The organism is Dyella nitratireducens (genome assembly GCF_014642835.1).
GTDB classification, from domain to species: domain Bacteria; phylum Pseudomonadota; class Gammaproteobacteria; order Xanthomonadales; family Rhodanobacteraceae; genus Dyella_B; species Dyella_B nitratireducens.
The window spans coordinates 711,785-731,084 of sequence record NZ_BMJA01000002.1 but is presented as its reverse complement, the minus strand read 5'-3'; the positions used below and the strand labels follow the sequence as shown (position 1 = coordinate 731,084).

The 19,300-nt window shown below is 55.6% G+C and carries 9 protein-coding genes; 2 read left to right on the top strand and 7 right to left on the bottom strand.

The window, feature by feature from the left end; all coding sequences use genetic code 11:
• Positions 1–1,452 precede the first annotated feature (1,452 nt).
• The 6 genes from IEX75_RS24480 to IEX75_RS14270 all read right to left on the bottom strand — a co-directional run bounded on the left by IEX75_RS24480 (position 1,453) and on the right by IEX75_RS14270 (position 16,533).
• Positions 1,453–1,659: an IS3 family transposase gene (locus IEX75_RS24480; RefSeq protein ID WP_423373293.1), complete on the bottom strand. Its 207-nt coding sequence runs from the start codon at positions 1,657–1,659 to the stop codon at positions 1,453–1,455.
• Between the two features lie 211 nt (positions 1,660–1,870).
• Positions 1,871–2,680: a class I SAM-dependent methyltransferase gene (locus IEX75_RS14290; RefSeq protein WP_188794963.1), complete on the bottom strand. Its 810-nt coding sequence runs from the start codon at positions 2,678–2,680 to the stop codon at positions 1,871–1,873.
• Between the two features lie 413 nt (positions 2,681–3,093).
• Positions 3,094–3,753 (bottom strand): hypothetical protein, encoded by a 660-nt coding sequence (locus IEX75_RS14285; RefSeq protein ID WP_188794962.1) that lies wholly within the window; start codon positions 3,751–3,753, stop codon positions 3,094–3,096.
• A gap of 3 nt (positions 3,754–3,756) precedes the next feature.
• Entirely contained in the window at positions 3,757–8,028 is a 4,272-nt protein-coding gene (locus IEX75_RS14280; RefSeq protein WP_229720828.1) for an RHS repeat-associated core domain-containing protein, read from the bottom strand.
• Between the two features lie 485 nt (positions 8,029–8,513).
• The gene (locus tag IEX75_RS14275; protein ID WP_188794960.1) at positions 8,514–13,820 is read right to left on the bottom strand and encodes an RHS repeat-associated core domain-containing protein; all 5,307 of its coding nucleotides are present in this window, start codon (positions 13,818–13,820) and stop codon (positions 8,514–8,516) included.
• Between the two features lie 109 nt (positions 13,821–13,929).
• Positions 13,930–16,533 (bottom strand): IPT/TIG domain-containing protein, encoded by a 2,604-nt coding sequence (locus IEX75_RS14270; RefSeq protein WP_188794959.1) that lies wholly within the window; start codon positions 16,531–16,533, stop codon positions 13,930–13,932.
• A 400-nt stretch (positions 16,534–16,933) separates the two neighbouring features.
• On the opposite strand from IEX75_RS14270, the gene IEX75_RS24185 reads away from it, so the two are divergent.
• Both IEX75_RS24185 and IEX75_RS14260 read left to right on the top strand, forming a co-directional pair.
• Positions 16,934–17,443 carry a hypothetical protein gene (locus IEX75_RS24185; RefSeq protein ID WP_229720827.1) on the top strand — a complete coding sequence of 170 codons (510 nt, stop codon included), beginning with the start codon at positions 16,934–16,936 and terminating at the stop codon, positions 17,441–17,443.
• A 31-nt stretch (positions 17,444–17,474) separates the two neighbouring features.
• A complete protein-coding gene (locus IEX75_RS14260; RefSeq protein WP_188794958.1) occupies positions 17,475–18,515 on the top strand; it encodes a cytochrome-c peroxidase in 1,041 nt (346 codons plus the stop codon).
• A 133-nt stretch (positions 18,516–18,648) separates the two neighbouring features.
• Here the strand turns inward: IEX75_RS14260 and IEX75_RS14255 are convergent, their stop codons facing one another.
• A complete protein-coding gene (locus tag IEX75_RS14255; RefSeq protein ID WP_188794957.1) occupies positions 18,649–18,978 on the bottom strand; it encodes a hypothetical protein in 330 nt (109 codons plus the stop codon).
• Between the last annotated feature and the right edge of the window lie 322 nt (positions 18,979–19,300).

The window sequence follows — 19,300 nt, the reverse complement described above, 5'->3', positions numbered from 1 at the left end:
AAGTCTGAGTCGGAGACTTCTTGGTCCGAAACCTTTTGATTGAGTGTTGGCGGAGGACTTAGCCAATTCGTAGCATAAGCGCCGAATGCCAAGAAGAAACACAGCAAAACACTAAGTCGCCTTTTCATCATTGATGATCGATGTTTGTCGAGGGCTTGATTGCACCAAGTGCCTGCCATGCTTTGTTTGATTTGGCTGAAAGCGGGCAGCAAGGTAGCTAGAAAGAAGTTAAGCCGCTTAACCAAACCCGTCCCGATCTTTGTGTTTTTGCAAAGTGAACGTCGTCGTCCTGTCGCAAGTCTTCGGCAAGTGATCTAAGCATAGACTTAGGCTAGCTCAGAGCTATGGCGTTTGAGAGTATCCCTTTGGATACCAAACTCCTCTCCAAACAGGCACCTCCATATTTGGGATGACGTGTTTTTGATCCAACGAAAAGATGTCCACTCCTTCGATAACCTGCTCGATAACGGGCATCTCCCTATCCCGAAAGACAGTGCTACGCAAAATCACCAAGGCATCTTCATAGTCATGGGCTGTTACACCACACCCCGGCTTTGGGCCGGACTGGGAAAGATCGAACTGAAATCGTATCCAATAGCGCTAAAGAGTCATGGGAGGTTACCTGGGACGGAATATCCCTATTCGTGATCTCGCCAATGGGAAATATGGATAAAGAATCCGATCACAGTCGAAATCCAAGAGACAAGAAAAAAAAATCCAAGCGCCTTCTGCCCTGTCAAGAATAGGAAAAAGCCGATTCCCGCGAACGGAAATGTGTACAGCCATAATCGAACGCCAAGAAATCGGCGACCCTTAAATATCATAGATGGATCAAATCTTTTCATGCATGATTGCTTAATTCAACTCAGCACTTGTGCTCTGGCCTTGAAAGATGGACCTGTAAGTCGCGATAAAAATGCGATCTACACAGCATTACACCGCTCTGCATACAATTGACGCTAGTAGCAAAATGATGAACCCTGATTCACCCTATTCAATTGAAACCATTAATTAGATTGCATTATGTATAACTCGCGTTATGGATGAAATTTTTTAATATCCAGATAGTACTGAAAAGCTAGCGCGCCGTGAGAAGCATATAGTGATATCATAGAAAATGTAATAAAAAACATCGCGCAAAAAAATCTTACGAACCTTGATCTTTTATTGAAAAATCGCAAAGATTCATGATTTTTATTTGATAACAGAAGACATGACAACAGCCCAAGCAACAATGAAACAAATAAATAAGCTGGAGACATCCAATCAGAAAAAAAAGCCGTGAGCCAATCCATACCACGAACCTCACATGCTAATCGCGTTTCAATTAATTTTCCAATTTGCTCTTCACTGATAAACCCACCCATCATCGGGCTGCAGTAACAAGCACGATAGTAGTACACGCCTGGCAAAACAAGGTTCAGGTTGAGCGACCCCGTTTCCACGGACAGTTTAATTAGTCACCTCAGCCATTCTCTCGAAAGCGTCGAGGGTGTGGTAGCTCAAGCTACTATGTAATCGTTGCCGGTTATAGAGGCTTTCGACGTATTCAAAAATGAGAGCTCTGGCCGTATCACGATCTTTGAAACGTTCGTGATACATCAGCCCCTGCTTGAGCGAGCTGAAAAAGCTCTCCATGACGGTATTGTCGTGATGAATTCTTCGTCATCAAGAACGTGCTGCGAGATGATGTGCTCGCGGCACACCTTGTGCCGCCGCAACGTCTTGGTTTGGCACCTATGGGCCCCACTAGCTTTGGTTTAGTGGAGCCCACATCTCACGTTTTGGCCATCAATGAACTGTTGCTCCTGTAGGCACGCCTTCAGCAACTCAATGATTGGATCGGAGATAAGATAATTACCTTCCATCCTTACTTGGTCGAAACGACAGTGTCTTGATAACCAGTAGTGCTAGGTATTCCGCGCCACGAGCCGTAGGCAAGACGTTCTATCTGCATGGCGTTGTCGTGATAGAGGGTCCGGATAAATGTCTCATCGAAAGCAAAGGCCGCATCGGGATTGGCTGCGTTGTTCGCCCGTCCATGCTCCATGGGGTGCCTGAACGTCAGAGTTTGAGGATTAGTCTCGATCATTGTATCGGTTTCTTGGTTCAGCAGAAAGAATGTTGCAAAGCATCGTCCACCTGGAGCCAAAACGCGACGAATCTCGGCCAGGTAGCTGGCTACTTCACGATGACGCATATGCGTGAATACAGACGTCAAGAATACGAAGTCGAAACTGTTGTCCGGATAGGGGAATCGGAACTCGTGCGGCTGAGTTGAACTATTCGGCGTGTAGTGCGTATTGAACAGGTCGATATGCCTGAACCGAAAGTTTGGGAACCTCGACGTAATCACGCGCTGGCAATACTCGATCGGTGCCTTTTCAATATCGAAACCCTCATAGCTTCCGGACGTCAGATAGCCGGTCAGCGGGATCGCCAAGCGGCCAACGCCACATCCAATGTCCAGCACGCGATCGGTGGGTTTCACTCCACCTACCTCTTTGAGATACCCGAATACCTCGTCGCCGATCGACGTGAAGTCGTTCAACCAGCGCGAATTGCTTCCGACATTCATCAGCCGGCGGGGTGGCACCATTGGCCCACGGCGCCCGGTCAGGGAATCGCGAATATCGAGTAACCCATAAAGCGTGTTACGCACAAGCCTGCGTAGTTTCATGTTGCTTATCCGTTCCCTCCACTAGTGCAGCGATCATAGCGAAACGAGGGTCTAACGAAATAGGGGTAGGTTGCACTTTCCGTCACTCGAACGCGATAGTTTCCGGACGCCTCCGGTGCTGGTCATCTGCGTGATGAAGTCACCCTGTGATGGACCCAAGAGCCATGTCTCGCCAGCTCCGACTCGATCTTGCTGGCATACCTCAGTATGTTGTCTAGCATGGCAACAATAAGCAACCGTGCTTTTTTTCATTGACATCGATCGTGTTCGGTACCTCGATGACCTACGCGAAATCACTTTGCATGAGCATTGCGTTGTACACGCCTATGTTTTTATGACCAATCATGCACACCCCCTGATGACTACTGCCAGCAATGGCCTCTTTGTTCCTAACCCCGTTTTCTCTATACACATCATTCAATACGAATACGCGGTCGTTTGTAAGTTATTCGATCAATCAATCCCTCCGAAAAGTACACGACAAATTCCGCTCCAGCCGGTTTAATCGCAGTTACCTCAAAGGACCAAACGTCGTAAGCAAAAATTGTTCCCGACTCTTTCGATTTTGCCTGATCAACCACGAACCATGTCCCATTGCCACTACTGACTACCTCTCGCGCTGAAAGTGAATGATTTTCGTTGAGTGCTTTTTTTAACTCCACAATCAAGTCATTGACGGAGGTCCCCACAGGTGTATCAAACGGACTGTCTACGCGACCGATAGTTCGGACATTGGCGACTTTGCATCTAGCGACGGTATAGACAACTTTCAAATCACGGCCATTATCGAGTTCAATCGACCGACCCTCTCCCAGAGACAGGAGCGTTTCGCTGTTTGAATAGTTATATACAGAGGCTACATTTAGGAGTGGTCTAATCGAATGGACATGCTCCTGCTGTGCAATCTCCATAGCATGCTGTTTGCTCATACCAATTGCAAAGCCACCAATTTCTCCCTTTGTGATGTCCTTTGATTCAACAAACACGGAATTCGTGCAGCTTACGCTACTGACCGCAAGGCCCATGACAACAATCATCCGGCCCCCAAACATAATCTTCTTAACCTTAGTCATAGGTTATTGTCCATAGCCTGGCGGAAAATGGGGCATTCGATAATAAAGATTTCCGGGCGCATCCGGTACATCTGGTGGATTACCACCAGCTCCAAAAATAATGTCATATGCTGCGGTATTTGAATTCGGGCCAGGGAATAGACGATAGTCACCTTGTGAGTATTGATTACCCCAATTTGTCACGCTCTGATCAAATTGCGCTTGTGTCATGCCAGGAGGCGGTGGAATATCGTAATTGGAGTTAGCACCGCCGGGGTTATTGAACGCGGCCCGGTCATCTATATACGTCTGATTATTTGGATCAGTAGTCGGTGCAGTCGCAAACCCAGGCAACGAATACTGGGAGTCGATCACCTTATATTTTTTGCCTGTGCAAGGATCTGTAGCCCAATGCCAAACAAAGTCACCACAATGTTTGGGGGTAGTCCAGCCCAATATCGCCAGCGCACTTAAAGGACGACAAGTCATGGTCACATTCAGCCCTGTTGGATCGTTGTAGCTCAGCGGATCGCTTGCGGCATATGCATAGAAACTCAGTTGACCGCCGCCAAATGTGACTGGATCCTCACTGACGAAGCCTCCCATCATCGGGCTGTAGTAGCGAGCACGGTAGTAATACAGCCCCGAGCTGTCCGCCTCCCTACCCGTGTACTGGTACGGATTCGTGAATCCCGTGGTCGTATCGCTCGGTATCACGTTCCCATATGGGTCGTAGCTGTATTTCTGCTTGATTGCACCGGTCGGATCAGTTAATGCAATCGTGCTGTTGAGCAAGTCTGCCAAGAAGTAGGTTCGCCCCGTGACATCATTGCGAGCAAACCGCTCGTCAACGCCTAGCCCGACCAGAATCGGGTTAACCGTACTGCCCTGTGTCTCCTGCACAGCATTGTTGCCGTCATACAGGAACTGCATCGCAACACCTTGCACGGTCTTGCTAATACGCCGGCCCAGCGCGTCGTAGCTAAAACTCAATTGGACATTGCTGCCTTGGCTGATCTGCGCAAGCTGATTCCGCGCATTCCAGTCATACGTGTTTGTCCCATCGCTGGTCAGATTTCCGTTGGCATCATAGGTAAGTGCTCCACCGTTGAAAGTTGTTACACGGTCGTTGAGATCGAACGTTGCCGCTTGGGTGGTCGCTGTAGGTAACGCGTCCGTCGCAAACGTATCGCTCTTACTGATAACCCGACCATCTGAATCATAAGCGTAAGTGAGATTGCCTAACGTGTTGCCGTTGCCCTGGGTGTAGGTCAGCCCAGTCAGTTCGCTGGCGATGTCGTAGCCGTAGGTAACAGTGATGCCATTAGGCAGCGTCAACGCTGTCCTTCGGTTGTCGGCGTCATAGGCCAGTTGCACTGTTTCGTTGCCTTGTGTAATCACCGTCAGGCGATTGGCGTTGTCGTAGGTATAGTTGGCCGTCGCCTGAGCGACCGCTGTCATACTGGTGCGCCGGTCAGCGACGTCGTAGGTGTAGTTAACGCTGCCTTGCGGCGTACTACTACTGGTGACGCGATCGAGCCCATCATAGCTCCAGCCCAACGTGCCGCTGATCGAGTCGACGAGGCTTGTGAGGCGATTGCCAGCATCGTAACTGGACTGGATGCCGGAGCCATCCGCATAAGACACCAAGCTTCGACGGTTGAGCGCGTCGTAGCTGATATCCATGACCTGCCCTTTCCGATCGGTGTGCGTAAGCACGTTGCCCATGCCGTCATACGTCCACGACTCACTCTGGTTCATCGCGTCTGTGCGGGTAATCGGATGGTTGCGGTTGTCGTAGGTGTATTGGACCACGCCGGTGTTGGGCAGCGTCACGCTCAACAGGTTGCCGTTGCCGTCGTAGTTCAGTGAGGTGGTCTGATTGAGCGCATCGGTCCTGGACACCACGCGGTCGTTGGTGTCGTACTGGGTGAGTGTGACGTTACCCAAGGCATCGCGGATGGCGATGCGACGACCCAAGGTATCCACCACATAGTTGGTGGTGCGGTTCAGGGGATCAGTGGTGCTTTGAAGGTCATAGCCCTGGTAGGCAAACGTCACCGTATTGCCCAGTGCATCCCGGGTCGCCGTGGGCTGACCAGCGCTGTTGCATTGAGTCGTCGCACCGTGACCCAGCGGGTCGGTGACTTGGGTCAAGCAGCCATTGGTATAACTGAAGTTGACCGTATGGCCTAACGGATCGGTCACCGAGGCGAGCTGGTTGTAGTCGTTGGTGTAGGTGAACTGAGTTGTGACAGCATTCGATGTGCCAGACAATCGAGTAATGCTCGTGACATTACCCAGCTCATCGTAGGCATAGGCGGTGGTACGCCCCAGAGCATCCGTTTCACTATCGAGGAGACCCGATGACTCACGCTGGTAGGTCGTCATTTGGGCCAACGAGGTGCCATACGCCTGGGTATCGCTGCTGGGGTAACCACTGATGGGATCAAAAGCCACCTGTTCCTCGCTGCCGTTGGGATTGGTGACAGTGGTGGCGGTGACGTTGTTATTGCCGTCAGTGGTATAGGCAAACTGGTAGGCCGTGTTATCCGCGTACGTTTGCTTGGTCACCCTTCCGTTGGCGTCATATTGGTTGGTCACCCACACGTGACCGCGCCGGTCCTGCATGGTCAGCATGCGATTGTTGCCGTCGTAGGTGTATTGCTCCGTGGTCTGATCGGGATAAGTCACGGTCGCTAGACTGCCGGCACTGTTGTAGGCATAGCCGATGGTACGTCCACTGTTATCGGTGGCACTCGTAATGCGATTGCTGCTGTCGTAGTTGAAGGTGATCGTACGACCACTCGGCGACACCATCTGCTGGATCAATCCGCCGTTGTAGTTGAACTGGATCTGGTTGCCGTAACGGTCCTGTATCCACGACAGGGAATTGGGCACGTGACGCGTGAAGGCGTACTGGGTGCCATCCTTCATGGTGAGGATCCAGTGCGCCCCCAGTGGCGTGTTGTCCAGCAGGAACTGGATAGTCGAGCCGTAGTAGGCCGAATCCGTACCGGTGTGCTCCCACACAGCGCCAGTCAGTGGCCAGGTGTCGTTGCCACTGATCTGGTTATAGGCAATCCCCTCGCCGCAGGGCAGCACCACCGACATCGAGGTATTCCCATTGCTGCCACCACTGGTCCATAAATTGCCCGCACTCCACAAGTGGATGCCAAAGTTGGCGTTGCCACCGATGCCAAAGGCGTGTGAATTGGTATCAGCCGATGTGTAGGCACGCGTGAGTGTTAGCGGCACCACATCGTGGATCGCAAAGTCGTTCCATTCATGGAACAGGATGCCGGTCTGCAAATCGATCGGCTGTCCTTTTTGGCAATTGTTCGGTTTTTTTGCGTTAGGCGGATTGGCAGTACCCTGCGAGGCCCCGGCACCCAATGCCCAAGCCAACGTCACACCCGGGTCCGGTGCCAAGTGTTTGGTATCGGCCGTCACATGCCCAGAGCCATACATCTGCCAACCTTCCTTGACGCTGTACACCCAAAAATCCGCCGGCGAGCTAGCCTTGGCCTTGCCGTAGTTCGGATACACCACACGGATGCCTCGGGCCGCTTCCGGTGTAAGTCCTTGCACCACTGCATCACCCGGCTGGATGGTGAAGTACATCGGAAAGTTGTCGGGCAGCGGGAACGGGGCGTGATCGACCGGCGTGGGCACCAACGCAATATGCGTCAGCACGTGGCCGTGGCGGTCCTTGAACACTGCACCCGCGGGTACGTGCAATTCCAATCCCGGCATATCCGGGTGGGTCAACACTACTTCGCGCGTGGTTGGCGTCGGCAGCGTGATTTCATCGCGCGGCAGGATGCGCGGCAGGTACATCACGAACGGCATGTGGCTGATGGCCTTGGCCTTCACGTCCGCACCCACCACAAAACGGCCGTACTTCACATCACCGTGGCTGGCCGGTGCACCGTCCACAAGCAATTCGTCGCGACCAGCTGGTATGTTGGACAGCACGAACACACCCTGCGCATCAGTGCGTACGATGGTCTCGCCGATGCTCACTTCTGCGTTGGCGACCGGGGTTTCATCGATCTGCCGCACCTGGCCGATCAGCGTTGTCGCGCCCTTCGGCAACGCGGCTTCGAGTGCATGCGTATCAGGTAGATGCTGATACGGGGCGTACAGGCGCCAATGCGCACCGGTGAAATCGGGCGTGTTGTTTTTGCCAGGATAAAACGCACCATCACGAACAAAGCTGTGCGCGCGACACAAGCTATCGTCTGGGCAAGGTGCTTCATGGCCACCGCCCGCCATCACGTAGAGCGGTGGCAATGATGGGCCTGGATCCTTAGCTTTGTGCCGTAACCGGCTCGTGCAGTCATTGAGGCTCAACTCGGGTGGCGCGCTCGACCAGCCAAGATCGGAAAGCCAAAAAAAGTCGAGATTACCCGATGAAAGTGCAACCCCAGTTTCGGCCTTCATAGTCGTGGGCTGTTACACCACACCCCGGCTTTGGGCCGGACTGGGAAAGCTCAAGTTGGAATCGTATCCAGTAGCGCCGAAGAGTCATGAGGTTACCCTGAGACGGAGTATGCCTATTCGCGGTCTCGCCAATGGGAAATGTGGATAAAGAATCCGATCACAGTCGAAATCCAAGAGAAAAGAAAAAGCAATAATCCAATCGTCTTCTGCCCTGTCAAGAATAGGAAAAAACCGATTCCCGCGAATGGAAATGTGTAAAGCCACAATCGAACGCCAAGAAATCGGCGCTCTTTAAATATCATAGTAAGATCAAATCTTTTCATGCTCAATTTTACTCAGCACTTGTGTTTAGGCTTTGGCTTGGGCGGCGGCCCTTTGCGTGCGCAATAAAAATGTGATTTGCACACCATCATGCCACCCCATATGCCACCCCCGCCGCCTAGAAAACCCTTAGCAGCGGTTATTTGGCCACTGTCGGGGTCATACTGCAACGAGCCACCTGCAGTAATCGCTTCTCCTCCATCGAAGCCAAAGTTAGCAGTTGTGGAATCACCATCACTTAGAGCTCCGTTGCCGACCGCAGCGGTCCCTCCCACTGCACCGCCAGCACCCATGGTGGTAGCCACCGATCCGCAAGTTGTCGCATAAAAACACATGTTCGGAGTCGTATCAGCGGCAAACCCCCATTCTCCTGATTCGCCAAAAATAGCTTCGTTTCCGGTTTCATTGATCCCCACGGAAATGTTCCCATATGTGGGATTGTCGACGTTCCAACCGCACGAACTCGGGTCAATTCTGCAAAACGTATCATCTAAACCAAGAGGATCAGTACCTGCAATCGGATTGCCCCCTACATAGGCATAGAAGCTTAGTTGTCCTCCGCCAAACGCGCTGGGATCCTCGCTGATGAACCCACCCATCATGGGGCTGTAATAGCGCGCGCGGTAGTAGTAGAGCCCAGCCGTGTCAGCCTCCCTACCTGTGTACTGATACGGATTCGTAAACCCCGTGGTCGTGTCGCTCGCTGTCACGTTCCCATATGGGTCATAACTGTACTTCTGCTTGATAGCGCCAGTTGGATCAATCAAAGCAATCGTGCTGTTGAGCAAGTCCGTCAGGAAGTAGGTTCGTCCCGTCACGTCGTTGCGTGCGAAGCGCTCGTCGATACCTAGCCCGACCAGAATCGGGTTGACCGTGCTGCCCTGCGTCTCCTGCACAGCATTGCTCCCGTCATACAGGAACTGTGTAGCAGTGCCCTGTATCGTCTTGCTGATACGCCTCCCCAGCGCGTCATAGATGAAGCTCAGTGGGGCGTTACCGCCCTGACTGATCTGCGTAAGCTGATTGCGCGCATTCCACGTATACGTATTTGTGCCATCGCTGGTCAGATTGCCGTTGGCATCATAGGTGAGTGCTGCACCGTTGAAGCTCGTTTCCCGATCATTGAGATCGAACGTCGCCGGTTGCGTCGTTGCCATGGGCAACACGTCTGTCGCGAAAGTGCCGCCTTTGCTGACGATTCGCCCATCCGCGTCATAGCCATAGGTCAGGTTCCCCAGATTCGTACCATTGCCTTGGGTATACGTCAGCCCCGTCAACTCACTGGCGGTGTCATACCCGTAGGCAACGCTGATGCCGTTAGGCAGCGTCAACGTCGTTCTATGGTTGTCTGCATCGTAAGCCAACTGCACCGTCTCGCTACCCTGCGTGATCGCCGTCAGGCGATTGGCGTTGTCGTAGCTGTAGTTGGCTGTTGCCTGGGCAGCGGCCGTCATGCTGATGCGCCTGCCGGCCGCATCGTAGGTGTAGCTGATGCTGCCCTGCGGGTTACTGGTGCTTGTCACTCTGTCAAGGCCATCGTAGCCCCAATTCAACGTGCCACTGATCGAGTCGACGAGGCTTGTGAGGCGATTGCCAGCATCGTAACTGGACTGGATGCCGGAGCCATCTGCATAAGACACCAGGCTTCGACGGTTGAGCGCGTCATAGCTGATGTCCGTGACCTGCCCTTTGCGGTCGGTGTGCGTGAGCACGTTGCCCATGCCGTCATACGTCCACGACTCACTCTGGTTCATCGCGTCTGTGCGGGTGATTGGATGGTTGCGGTTGTCGTAGGTGTATTGGACCACGCCGGTGTTGGGCAGCGTGACGCTCAACAGGTTGCCGTTGCCGTCGTAGTTCAGTGAGGTGGTCTGATTGAGCGCATCGGTCCTGGACACCACGCGGTCGTTGGTGTCGTACTGGGTGAGTGTGACGTTACCCAAGGCATCGCGGATGGCGATGCGACGACCCAAGGTATCCACCACATAGTTGGTGGTACGGTTCAGGGGATCAGTAGTGCTTTGAAGGTCATAGCCCTGGTAGGCAAACGTCACCGTATTGCCCAGTGCATCCCGGGTCGCCGTGGGCTGACCCGCACTGTTGCATTGAGTCGTCGTACTGTGGCCTAGTGGGTCGGTGACTTGGGTCAAGCAGCCGTTGGTATAACTGAAATTGATCGCATGACCCAGCGGATCAGTCACCGACGCGAGCTGATTGTAGTCGCTGGTGTAGGTGAACTGGCTAGTGACCGCATTCGGTGTACCGGACAACCGGGTAACGCTCGTGACATTGCCCAATGCATCGTAGGTGTAAGCCGTGGTACGTCCCAGGGCATCCGTTTCACCATCAAGAAGACCCGATGGCTCGCGCTGATAAGTCGTCGTTTGGGCCAACGAGGTGCCGTAGGCCTGGGTGTCACTGCTGGGATAACTACTGACCGGATCGAACGCCACCTGTTCCTGGTTGCCGTTGGGATCGGTCACGGTGGTCGTGGTGACGTTGTTATTGCTGTCTGTGGCGTAGGCAAACTGGTAGGCCGTGTTATCCGCGTACGTTTGCTTGGTCACCCTTCCATTGGTGTCGTACTGATTGGTGACCCACACATGACCGCGCCGGTCCTGCATGGTCAGCATGCGGTTGTTGCTGTCGTAGGTGTATTGCTCGGTGGTCTGATCGGGATAGGTGACCGTGGCCAGGCTGCCGGCACTGTTATAGGCATAGCCGATCGTGCGTCCACTGTTGTCGGTGGCGCTGGTGACGCGATTGCTGCTGTCGTAGTTGAAGGTGATGGTGCGACCACTGGGTGACACCATCTGCTGGATCAGGCCGCCGTTGTAGTTGAACTGGATCTGGTTGCCGTAGCGGTCCTGTATCCACGACAGGGAATTGGGCACGTGGCGCGTGAAGGCGTACTGGGTGCCGTCCTTCATGGTGAGTATCCAGTGCGCCCCTAGTGGCGTGTTGTCCAGCAGGAACTGGATGGTCGAGCCGTAGTAGGCCGAGTCGGTGCCCGTGTGCTCCCACACGGCACCGGTTAGCGGCCAGGTATCGTTGCCGCTGATCTGGTTGTAGGCAATCCCTTCACCGCAGGGCAGCACCAACGACATGGCCGTGGTCACACCACCATTGGCCGCGCTCCACAAATGGATGCCGAAGTTGGCATTGCCACCGATGCCGAAGGCATGGGAATTGGAATCGGCCGAGGTGTAGGCGCGTGTGAGCGTCAGCGGCATCACATCATTGATGGCGAAGTCGTTCCATTCGTGGAACAGGATGCCGGTCTGCAAATCGATCGGTTGTCCTTTCTTGCAATTGTTCGGTTTTTTTGCATTGGGTGGATTGCCACTGCTCTGCGAAGCACCGGCACCCAATGCCCAAGCCAACGTCACACCCGGGTCCGGTGCCAGATGCTTCGTATCAGCCGTCACGTGCCCCGAGCCATACATCTGCCAACCTTCCTTGACGCTGTACACCCAAAAATCCGCCGGCGCACTGGCTTTAGCTTTGCCGTAGTTCGGATACACCACACGGATGCCCCGGGCCGCTTCGGGTGTAAGCCCCTGCACCACCGCATCACCCGGCTGGATGGTGAAGTACATCGGAAAGTTGTCGGGCAGCGGGAACGGGGCGTGATCGACCGGCGTGGGTACCAACGCAATATGCGTCAGCACGTGGCCATGGCGGTCTTTGAACACTGCACCCGCGGGTACGTGCAATTCCAATCCCGGCATATCCGGGTGGGTCAGCACGACTTCGCGCGTGGTTGGCGTCGGCAGCGTGATTTCATCGCGCGGCAAAATGCGCGGCAGGTACATCACGAACGGCATGTGGCTGATGGCCTTGGCCTTCACGTCCGCACCCACGACGAAGCGGCCGTACTTCACCTCACCGTGGCTAGCCGAGGCGCCGTCCACGAGCAATTCGTCGCGGCCGGCCGGGATGTTGGACAGCACGAACACACCCTTTGCATCGGTGTGCACGGTGGTCTCGCCGATGCTCACTTCTGCGTTGACGACCGGGGTTTCGTCGATCTGCCGCACCTGGCCGATCAGCGCTGTCGTGCCCTTCGGTAACGCGGCTTCCAGTGCATGCGTATCGGGCAGATGCTGATAAGGAGCATAGAGGCGCCAGTGCGCACCGGTGAAATCGGGCGCATTGTTCTTGCCAGGATAAAACGCACCATCACGCACAAAGCTGTGCGCGCGACACAAGCTATCGTCTGGGCAGGGTGCCGCATGATCGCCACCCGCCATTACGTAAAGCGGCGGCAGTGAGGAAGTAGCCGTCGTCTCTTCCGGCGCCGGCCGTCCACCGTGACCCGCCACCACCACGCCCGTGGCATCGGTACTCGCGGTCGTAAAGCCGACCGTGGTGTAAGGCATGGCCGCCCCTGTCGAGGTATGCAAGCCTTTCACGAACAGTGTGTAGCGCGAACCGGGATACAGGTCATCCGGCAATTGCACGAACGCCAAGCGGCCGCCCTCAGTGCCGATCACGTGCACACGTACCGTGCCTTCCGGTCCCAGCAACGTCACGCTGTGAGTATTCAGTTGCTTGAGATCGACCGGTACGGCAAAGCGCAACACCAAGGGGCCGTGAATGGAGGCTTGTTGGGTATCCGAGAGGGGACGGGTTTCAGCAATCAGCGACGCTAATGACGGTTTTGCGGTGGCAAGCTTTGACGAAACCTCCGGATGGAAGGTCCACGCATCATGCAACGGCTGCCCTTTGACATCGACACCGTTCTCGATGCGCACCGAGCCATCGGCCTGCAACGTGGCGATCGCATCCATGCGCGGCACGTGGGTCTCCGGCAACGAGGTGGCTTGATGGGAGGCTTCCTGCCATACCACCGCCGTGGTAGCCGATGTGCCATCGGACGACCAGCCACCCGTCATCAGCAACGTACCATCCGACAGCACCGTCAGTGTATGACCTGCACGTGCGGGCAAGCCCAAGGGGCCTGTGCGTACAAAATGTTGCGTGTCGGGATTGAACCATTCGCCGCTATCGAGCAGGTGCCCCTGTGCATCGATACCGCCCCACAGTAATACCAAGCCGTTTGGCATGACGGTGACGGAAGCAAAGCGGCGTATTTCCGGAAGCGGGAACGACAGGCGCTGATCACCATCGACGATAGCCCCCCTGCCTTGCGCACCATGAATTTCCAAGGTGCGGCCGTCCGGTAACAACGTGTGACTGACGTCAGCGGAGGCCGGCAATACATAGGTGTGACCGGCGCTGATGACTCGCTCCGGCGAGGTCGCAGGCGGCAACGCCAAGGCAACCGCACTGAGCGCCGCTATGCCAAGGGCGCTCATGCTCCCCGTCCCAAACCATCCCTTCCATTGCGCCTTCATCACCAGCTCCCCAGAAACGCTGCGGCTTGATTCCATATGTTCATCGAAATACCCGATCGCGCGGTGTTGGCTACTGCGCCGTCTCGGTCAACTGTGCACTCGCTGGTTCCCCATAAACCGTGTAGACCACAAGGGTGTAAGTACCAGTGGCCGGAAGGTTTGGCAGGTTCAACGTGGTGCTCGCGCCGGTGCTGTCGAGATACGCATAGTGGTAGTCCGCCGTGATCGGACCTGTATCCGGACGGTACACGTTGACATACACATCCTGGCCTGCCGGCGTCGTGCTCACCGCCGACAAATTCAAGGTCACCGAGTCACCCGTATTCGCGTTGAACGTCAGGCGCTCCGCTTGCCCTGCACTCAGATTGACCATAACGGGGGTGCCGCTCACCAACGCCGGCCCCACCACATCAGGCTGAAGCAACGCATTAAAGCTGATGGTGCCTCCACTGGGCACAGCCACGACGGAATAGGTTCCCGCTGCCAGATACCACAGGTGTTGCATGCAACTCGCACCAGGATTCGACGGTGCGCATGAGAAGCTTGTTATCTGCGTTCCGGCTGCATTGAACACGGATACATTGAAGGAACCACTGACATTATTGAACGTCAGATCGAGGTTGTCGCCTAGGTTCGCGGTGAATGAAAGATAGGCGTTCTGACCGGCGACTGTGGTGGCATAACTCTGCGGCGTGCCGGTTGAAGGTAGCGTCTGCACCCCACTCGTTATTGACGTGAGTTGCGCACTCGCTGGTTCCCCATAAACCGTGTAGACCACAAGGGTGTAAGTACCAGTGGCTGGAAGGTTTGACAGATTCAACGTCGTGCTCGCACCGGTGCTATCGAGGTATGAATAGTGGTTGTCCGTCGTAATGGGGCCTGTGTCCGGGCGATACACGTTGACATACACATACTGGCCTGCAGGCGTTGTGCTCACTGCCGACAAATTCAAAGTCACCGAGTCACCCGCATTCGCGTTGAACGTCAGCCGCTCCGCCTGCCCTGCACTCAGATTGACCGTTACCGGGGTACCGGACACTAACGCCGGCCCCACCACATCGGGCTGAAGCAGCACACTGAAGCTGATGGTGCCTCCAGTGGGTACAGCCACGACGGAATAGGTCCCCGCTGCCAGATACCACAGGTGTTGCATGCAACTCGCACCAGGGTTCGACGGCGCGCATGAGAAGCTTGTTATCTGCGTTCCGGCTGCATTGAACACGGTCACATTGAAGGAACCACTGACGTTATTGAACGTCAGATCCAGGTTGTCGCCCAGGTTGGCTGTGAATGACAGGTAGGCGTTCTCACCGGAGATCGTGGTGGCATAACTTTGCGGTGTGTCGGTTGGAAGCAGCGTCCCAGCCGCACTCGGGATCATCTCCACTTGCATCGTTCCTGTCACGCCGCCACCTGGCGCGATCACAATCTGATATGTCCCGCTTGTCGGCAAATTGCCGAGATTGATCAAACCCGTACTCGCCGTCGACGTACTGGTATAGCTCGCGCCGCTCGGCGTATATACGGTATAGGTCACTGCTTGGTTGGCCGGTGACGTGGTGGTATTCACCACGTCGAATGCCAGCGACTCCCCTGCCGTCGCCTGGAACAGTACGCGCTGGCTTTGCGCGGGTACCGTTGTAACCACTGTCGCCGGCACGCTAGGCGTCAGTGCCTGATTGGTCTGCACCATCACCGTCAACTGTGCCCCCGCTGTATCCGGCTGGAAGGTCGCCAGATAAGTACCGTTGCCGCTGAGCTGAGGTAAGTGGATCGACGGTGACGCGGTTGAGACGGTGCCTGACAGGATCACCTGATTACCTGGCGCGTAAATCGTATAGGCGATATTGCTTGCCGTGGTGACGATATTGCTCGCCTGCAGGCTTAGCCAGCTGCCTGCAGTCGCGCTGAATAGCACCGCACCCGTCTGACCGGCTGCCCCGATGTTCAGATTGACCGAAGCCCCATCGACGGTGGTATTGCCGCTACTCACCACGCTTGCTGCGCTGATCCCAGCGGGCAGAACAAGGATAGGAGCCGGACTCGATGCCTGTCCGTATGCTGTTTGTGCCACGACATAGCCGCTCGTGCCCGTACTCGGCACGACGAATTGCAATTGGGCATCGGATGCAGCCGACAATGTAACGTCGTTCCCCGCCATTTGAACCACTGTTTGCCCAGGTAACGGATCCAGGTGCGTACCGGTCACGGTCACTGTCCCGCCCACCGCCACGATGGCGGGACTGACCTGGCTGATGGTGGGAGGTACCCCGGTATCGTCGACCTCGAATGGCGTGGCGCTGCTTGCTGTTTGACCGTTGACGGTCACGCTGATCGGCCCCGTCGTCGCACCGTTGGGAACGTTGACCACTAATTGGGTGGCCGAAGCGGAAAGTATCGTCGCCGCCGTGCCGTTGAAGCTCACACTGTCGTTGGCCGCACTGCTGCTGAAACCCTGGCCTTCGAGGGTAACCTCCGTGCCAGCTACGCCATGCATGGGTATAAAGGCAAAGATCGCCAGTTGTCCGGGCGACAGCGCCGAACTGATCTGATTGGTGTGCCCCAGGGGGTTGTAGCCGTACTGAACGCTGGTGCCGCTATTCGCGGTGACTGCCACAACGCGGCCGTTGGCGTCATAGACGTAGCTGGTTGATTGTGCACTGGCTTCGCTCATGCCAAGCACGGCGCTGCATAGCAGCCAAAAGACCAAGACAAGCAAATGTCGCCCTGATCGGCATCCCCATCTCAAGCCAAAGCGACGGTTCTGGCCCTTAACTGCTCCGCAGTGCTGCAACTCCATACGCACGTCCCTTATGCCGCCTGGTCACGAATGGCTGGCTTGATGTAATGCGATGCCCTTGAATAGGCGCCCCTTGTCCGTGGCGGTATAGACGCGTCGCGGGCATGACCTTTGTGTATACCATCACAAAATGGCGTGACGATTTTGTGAAGAAACACCCAGTAGCCATCACATCCACGCATAAGCTTTAATGCGCAGCGAAGTGCATGAAGACGCATGGATTCGATCCCGAGTCCATTCACAGGGGTAGCGCCATTTCTTAATGAGGGAACACATGACTCGGTCAGGATTGCTTGTAGGCGTGGGAGCCTTGGCAGTGGCGGTGGCAGGGTGCAACCACTCGGCGTCTTCCAATGGTGGCGCTTCGAATACCAATGCATCGCCTCCGGCTGGCCCGGCCAAGCCGGCGGCCACGGCGGATGAAAACACCTGGGGTAACTATCTTGCCCAGCAAGGCAAGCTGCACGGCAAGGATGTGGGCATGCGGCCATACATCTACGTGATTCCTGCTGGCGACAGCGTGGCAGCCAATGATCGGCGCCAGAATGAAACGGATTCGATCGTGCACAGCATCGGACCGATTCTGATGCCGGGTGGCATGCTGATTGTGGGTGGACCGGATGCGAAGCAGACCACCGTGTTCATCACAAACCTTTCCAAGCAGCTGAAAGCGGATGTGATGAAGGGTATTGTCGTGATGGTCGTGAGCGATGCGTCCGAGCAATCGGCTGATACGGCAGCGCTCAAACCCAGTGCCGCAACCGTGCGCTTTGTGACGATGTAGATAGCCTATCCGTCACAGGAGAACGTGCAGGATGCCGCGCAGGGTTTTGATCGGGTCGTTGGTTGCGGGCGTGCTAATCAGTGCGGCGACTGGGTTCGTATTGCATCCGACTCAAGCGTCGCCCAGCGCAGCAGTGCTTGCCCAGCGCATCGCTTTGGGCAAGCAGCTCTTTAACGATCCATCATTGAGCGCGGACGGCACTGTGCGCTGCGCGTCCTGCCACGTGCCAGAAAAGAGCTATACGGATGGGCGCCCTGTAGCAATCGGGGTGTATGGGCATGCGGGAACACGCAATACGCCGAGTCTTCTCACTATTGCTGCGGCAAGCGAATCTTCGTTCTTTTGGGATGGGCGTCGTACGGCGCTTGAGCAAGCGGTGCTCGATCCGCTGACCAATCCGGTGGAGATGGGGCTTCACGACCAAACGCAACTGTTGCAGCGAATCACGCGCAGCAGTGCGTACCGCGCGGCTTTTGCGCAAGCCTTTTCTGACGGTGGCGATTCGCCCACTCCCAACGAAGTTGGCACGGCGCTCGCCGCGTATGTCCGCTCGTTGACGCTGCCCGACAGCCCGTTCGACCGTTATCGGCAGGGTGATCGTGCTGCCTTGAGTCCTCGTGCTCAACTCGGGCTAGCCCTGTTCCGAGGCAAAGCCGGCTGCGCCGAATGTCATCGGCTAGACGGCTCATCACCCGCGTTTACCGATCATGCCTATCACCGATCCGGTGTCGGTTTGGATGGCATCGCGGCGAATCTTCCCGCAGTCACCGAAGGAGTGATAGCACGTTCGCTACAAGGCGGCGCTGTGGGTGACCGCGTCGCCACGCATGCGGATGAAGCACAACTTGGGCGATTCAACGTCACACTGGACCCGGCAGATATCGGGTTGTTTCGCACCCCATCCTTACGTGGCGTGTCCCACACGGCACCTTACATGCACGATGGAAGCGTACCGACACTTGAAGACGCGATTGATCGCGAGGTTTATTACCGCAGCTTGCAGGCAGGTCGACCGTTGAATCTCAGCGTGGAAGAACGGCTCGATCTGGCCGAATTTCTGCGCTCACTCTGACGGCCATGAAATGCTCGGTGACGTATTTCATGGCGTCCGTCGTCCGACGAAGTGACGAATAACGATTCCCCCAAAAGCGGCGCGCCGTTCCTCAAGCGACCCGCCGCGAAGGAACCATACGGACGCGAACGCGTTATCCACCCGGCTCAGGGTTGAGCGTATCCACGTATTGCTGCAGCAAGTAGATGGCTGCATGCAGGCCGGTGACTTGCACTGAGTTAAGTGGCCAGTACGTCTGCGCGCTGCGCGGGGCGTTGGGTTTCTTGCTGGTTTCACTGCGTTCCAGCAGACCTCGCAGAACGTTGATGGCCAACGAGGTGCCAGCGAGTTTCGCCGTGTAGTTGTCGAACTTTTCCAGGCCCAGGCCCAGCGGGTCGCGCTGGTCGATGAACGGATCGGGTGGGGATGAGGGTTCGTTGCGAACCTGAGGGCGTGCGCGTGCCGTATGATCTATGGCAGCCATGATCAACTCCATGATAGTTGGTTGTGGTCAGCAGGTCGTGGGAGTTCCAGCTCTCACGATCTGCGCTTCTCCAAGCATTGCTGCATGGGTCATCGACGTTGCACGGATTAGGATGGCGTCGATGACGGGGCGAACGTAGCAAACCTGTATGGGCCTGTCTGTAAGGATTGAATGACAGGTCATGTGCGCAGCTTTTACTTGAGCATCTACACACAAGTTTGCATTGCTGCGATTGCTAACTGAGTTTACGAACTTCTTCCGTTATTCCGGCAAGAACCGAAGTTCGAGTTAATGCTTTTTCAAAGCGATTCGTCATTCCGGC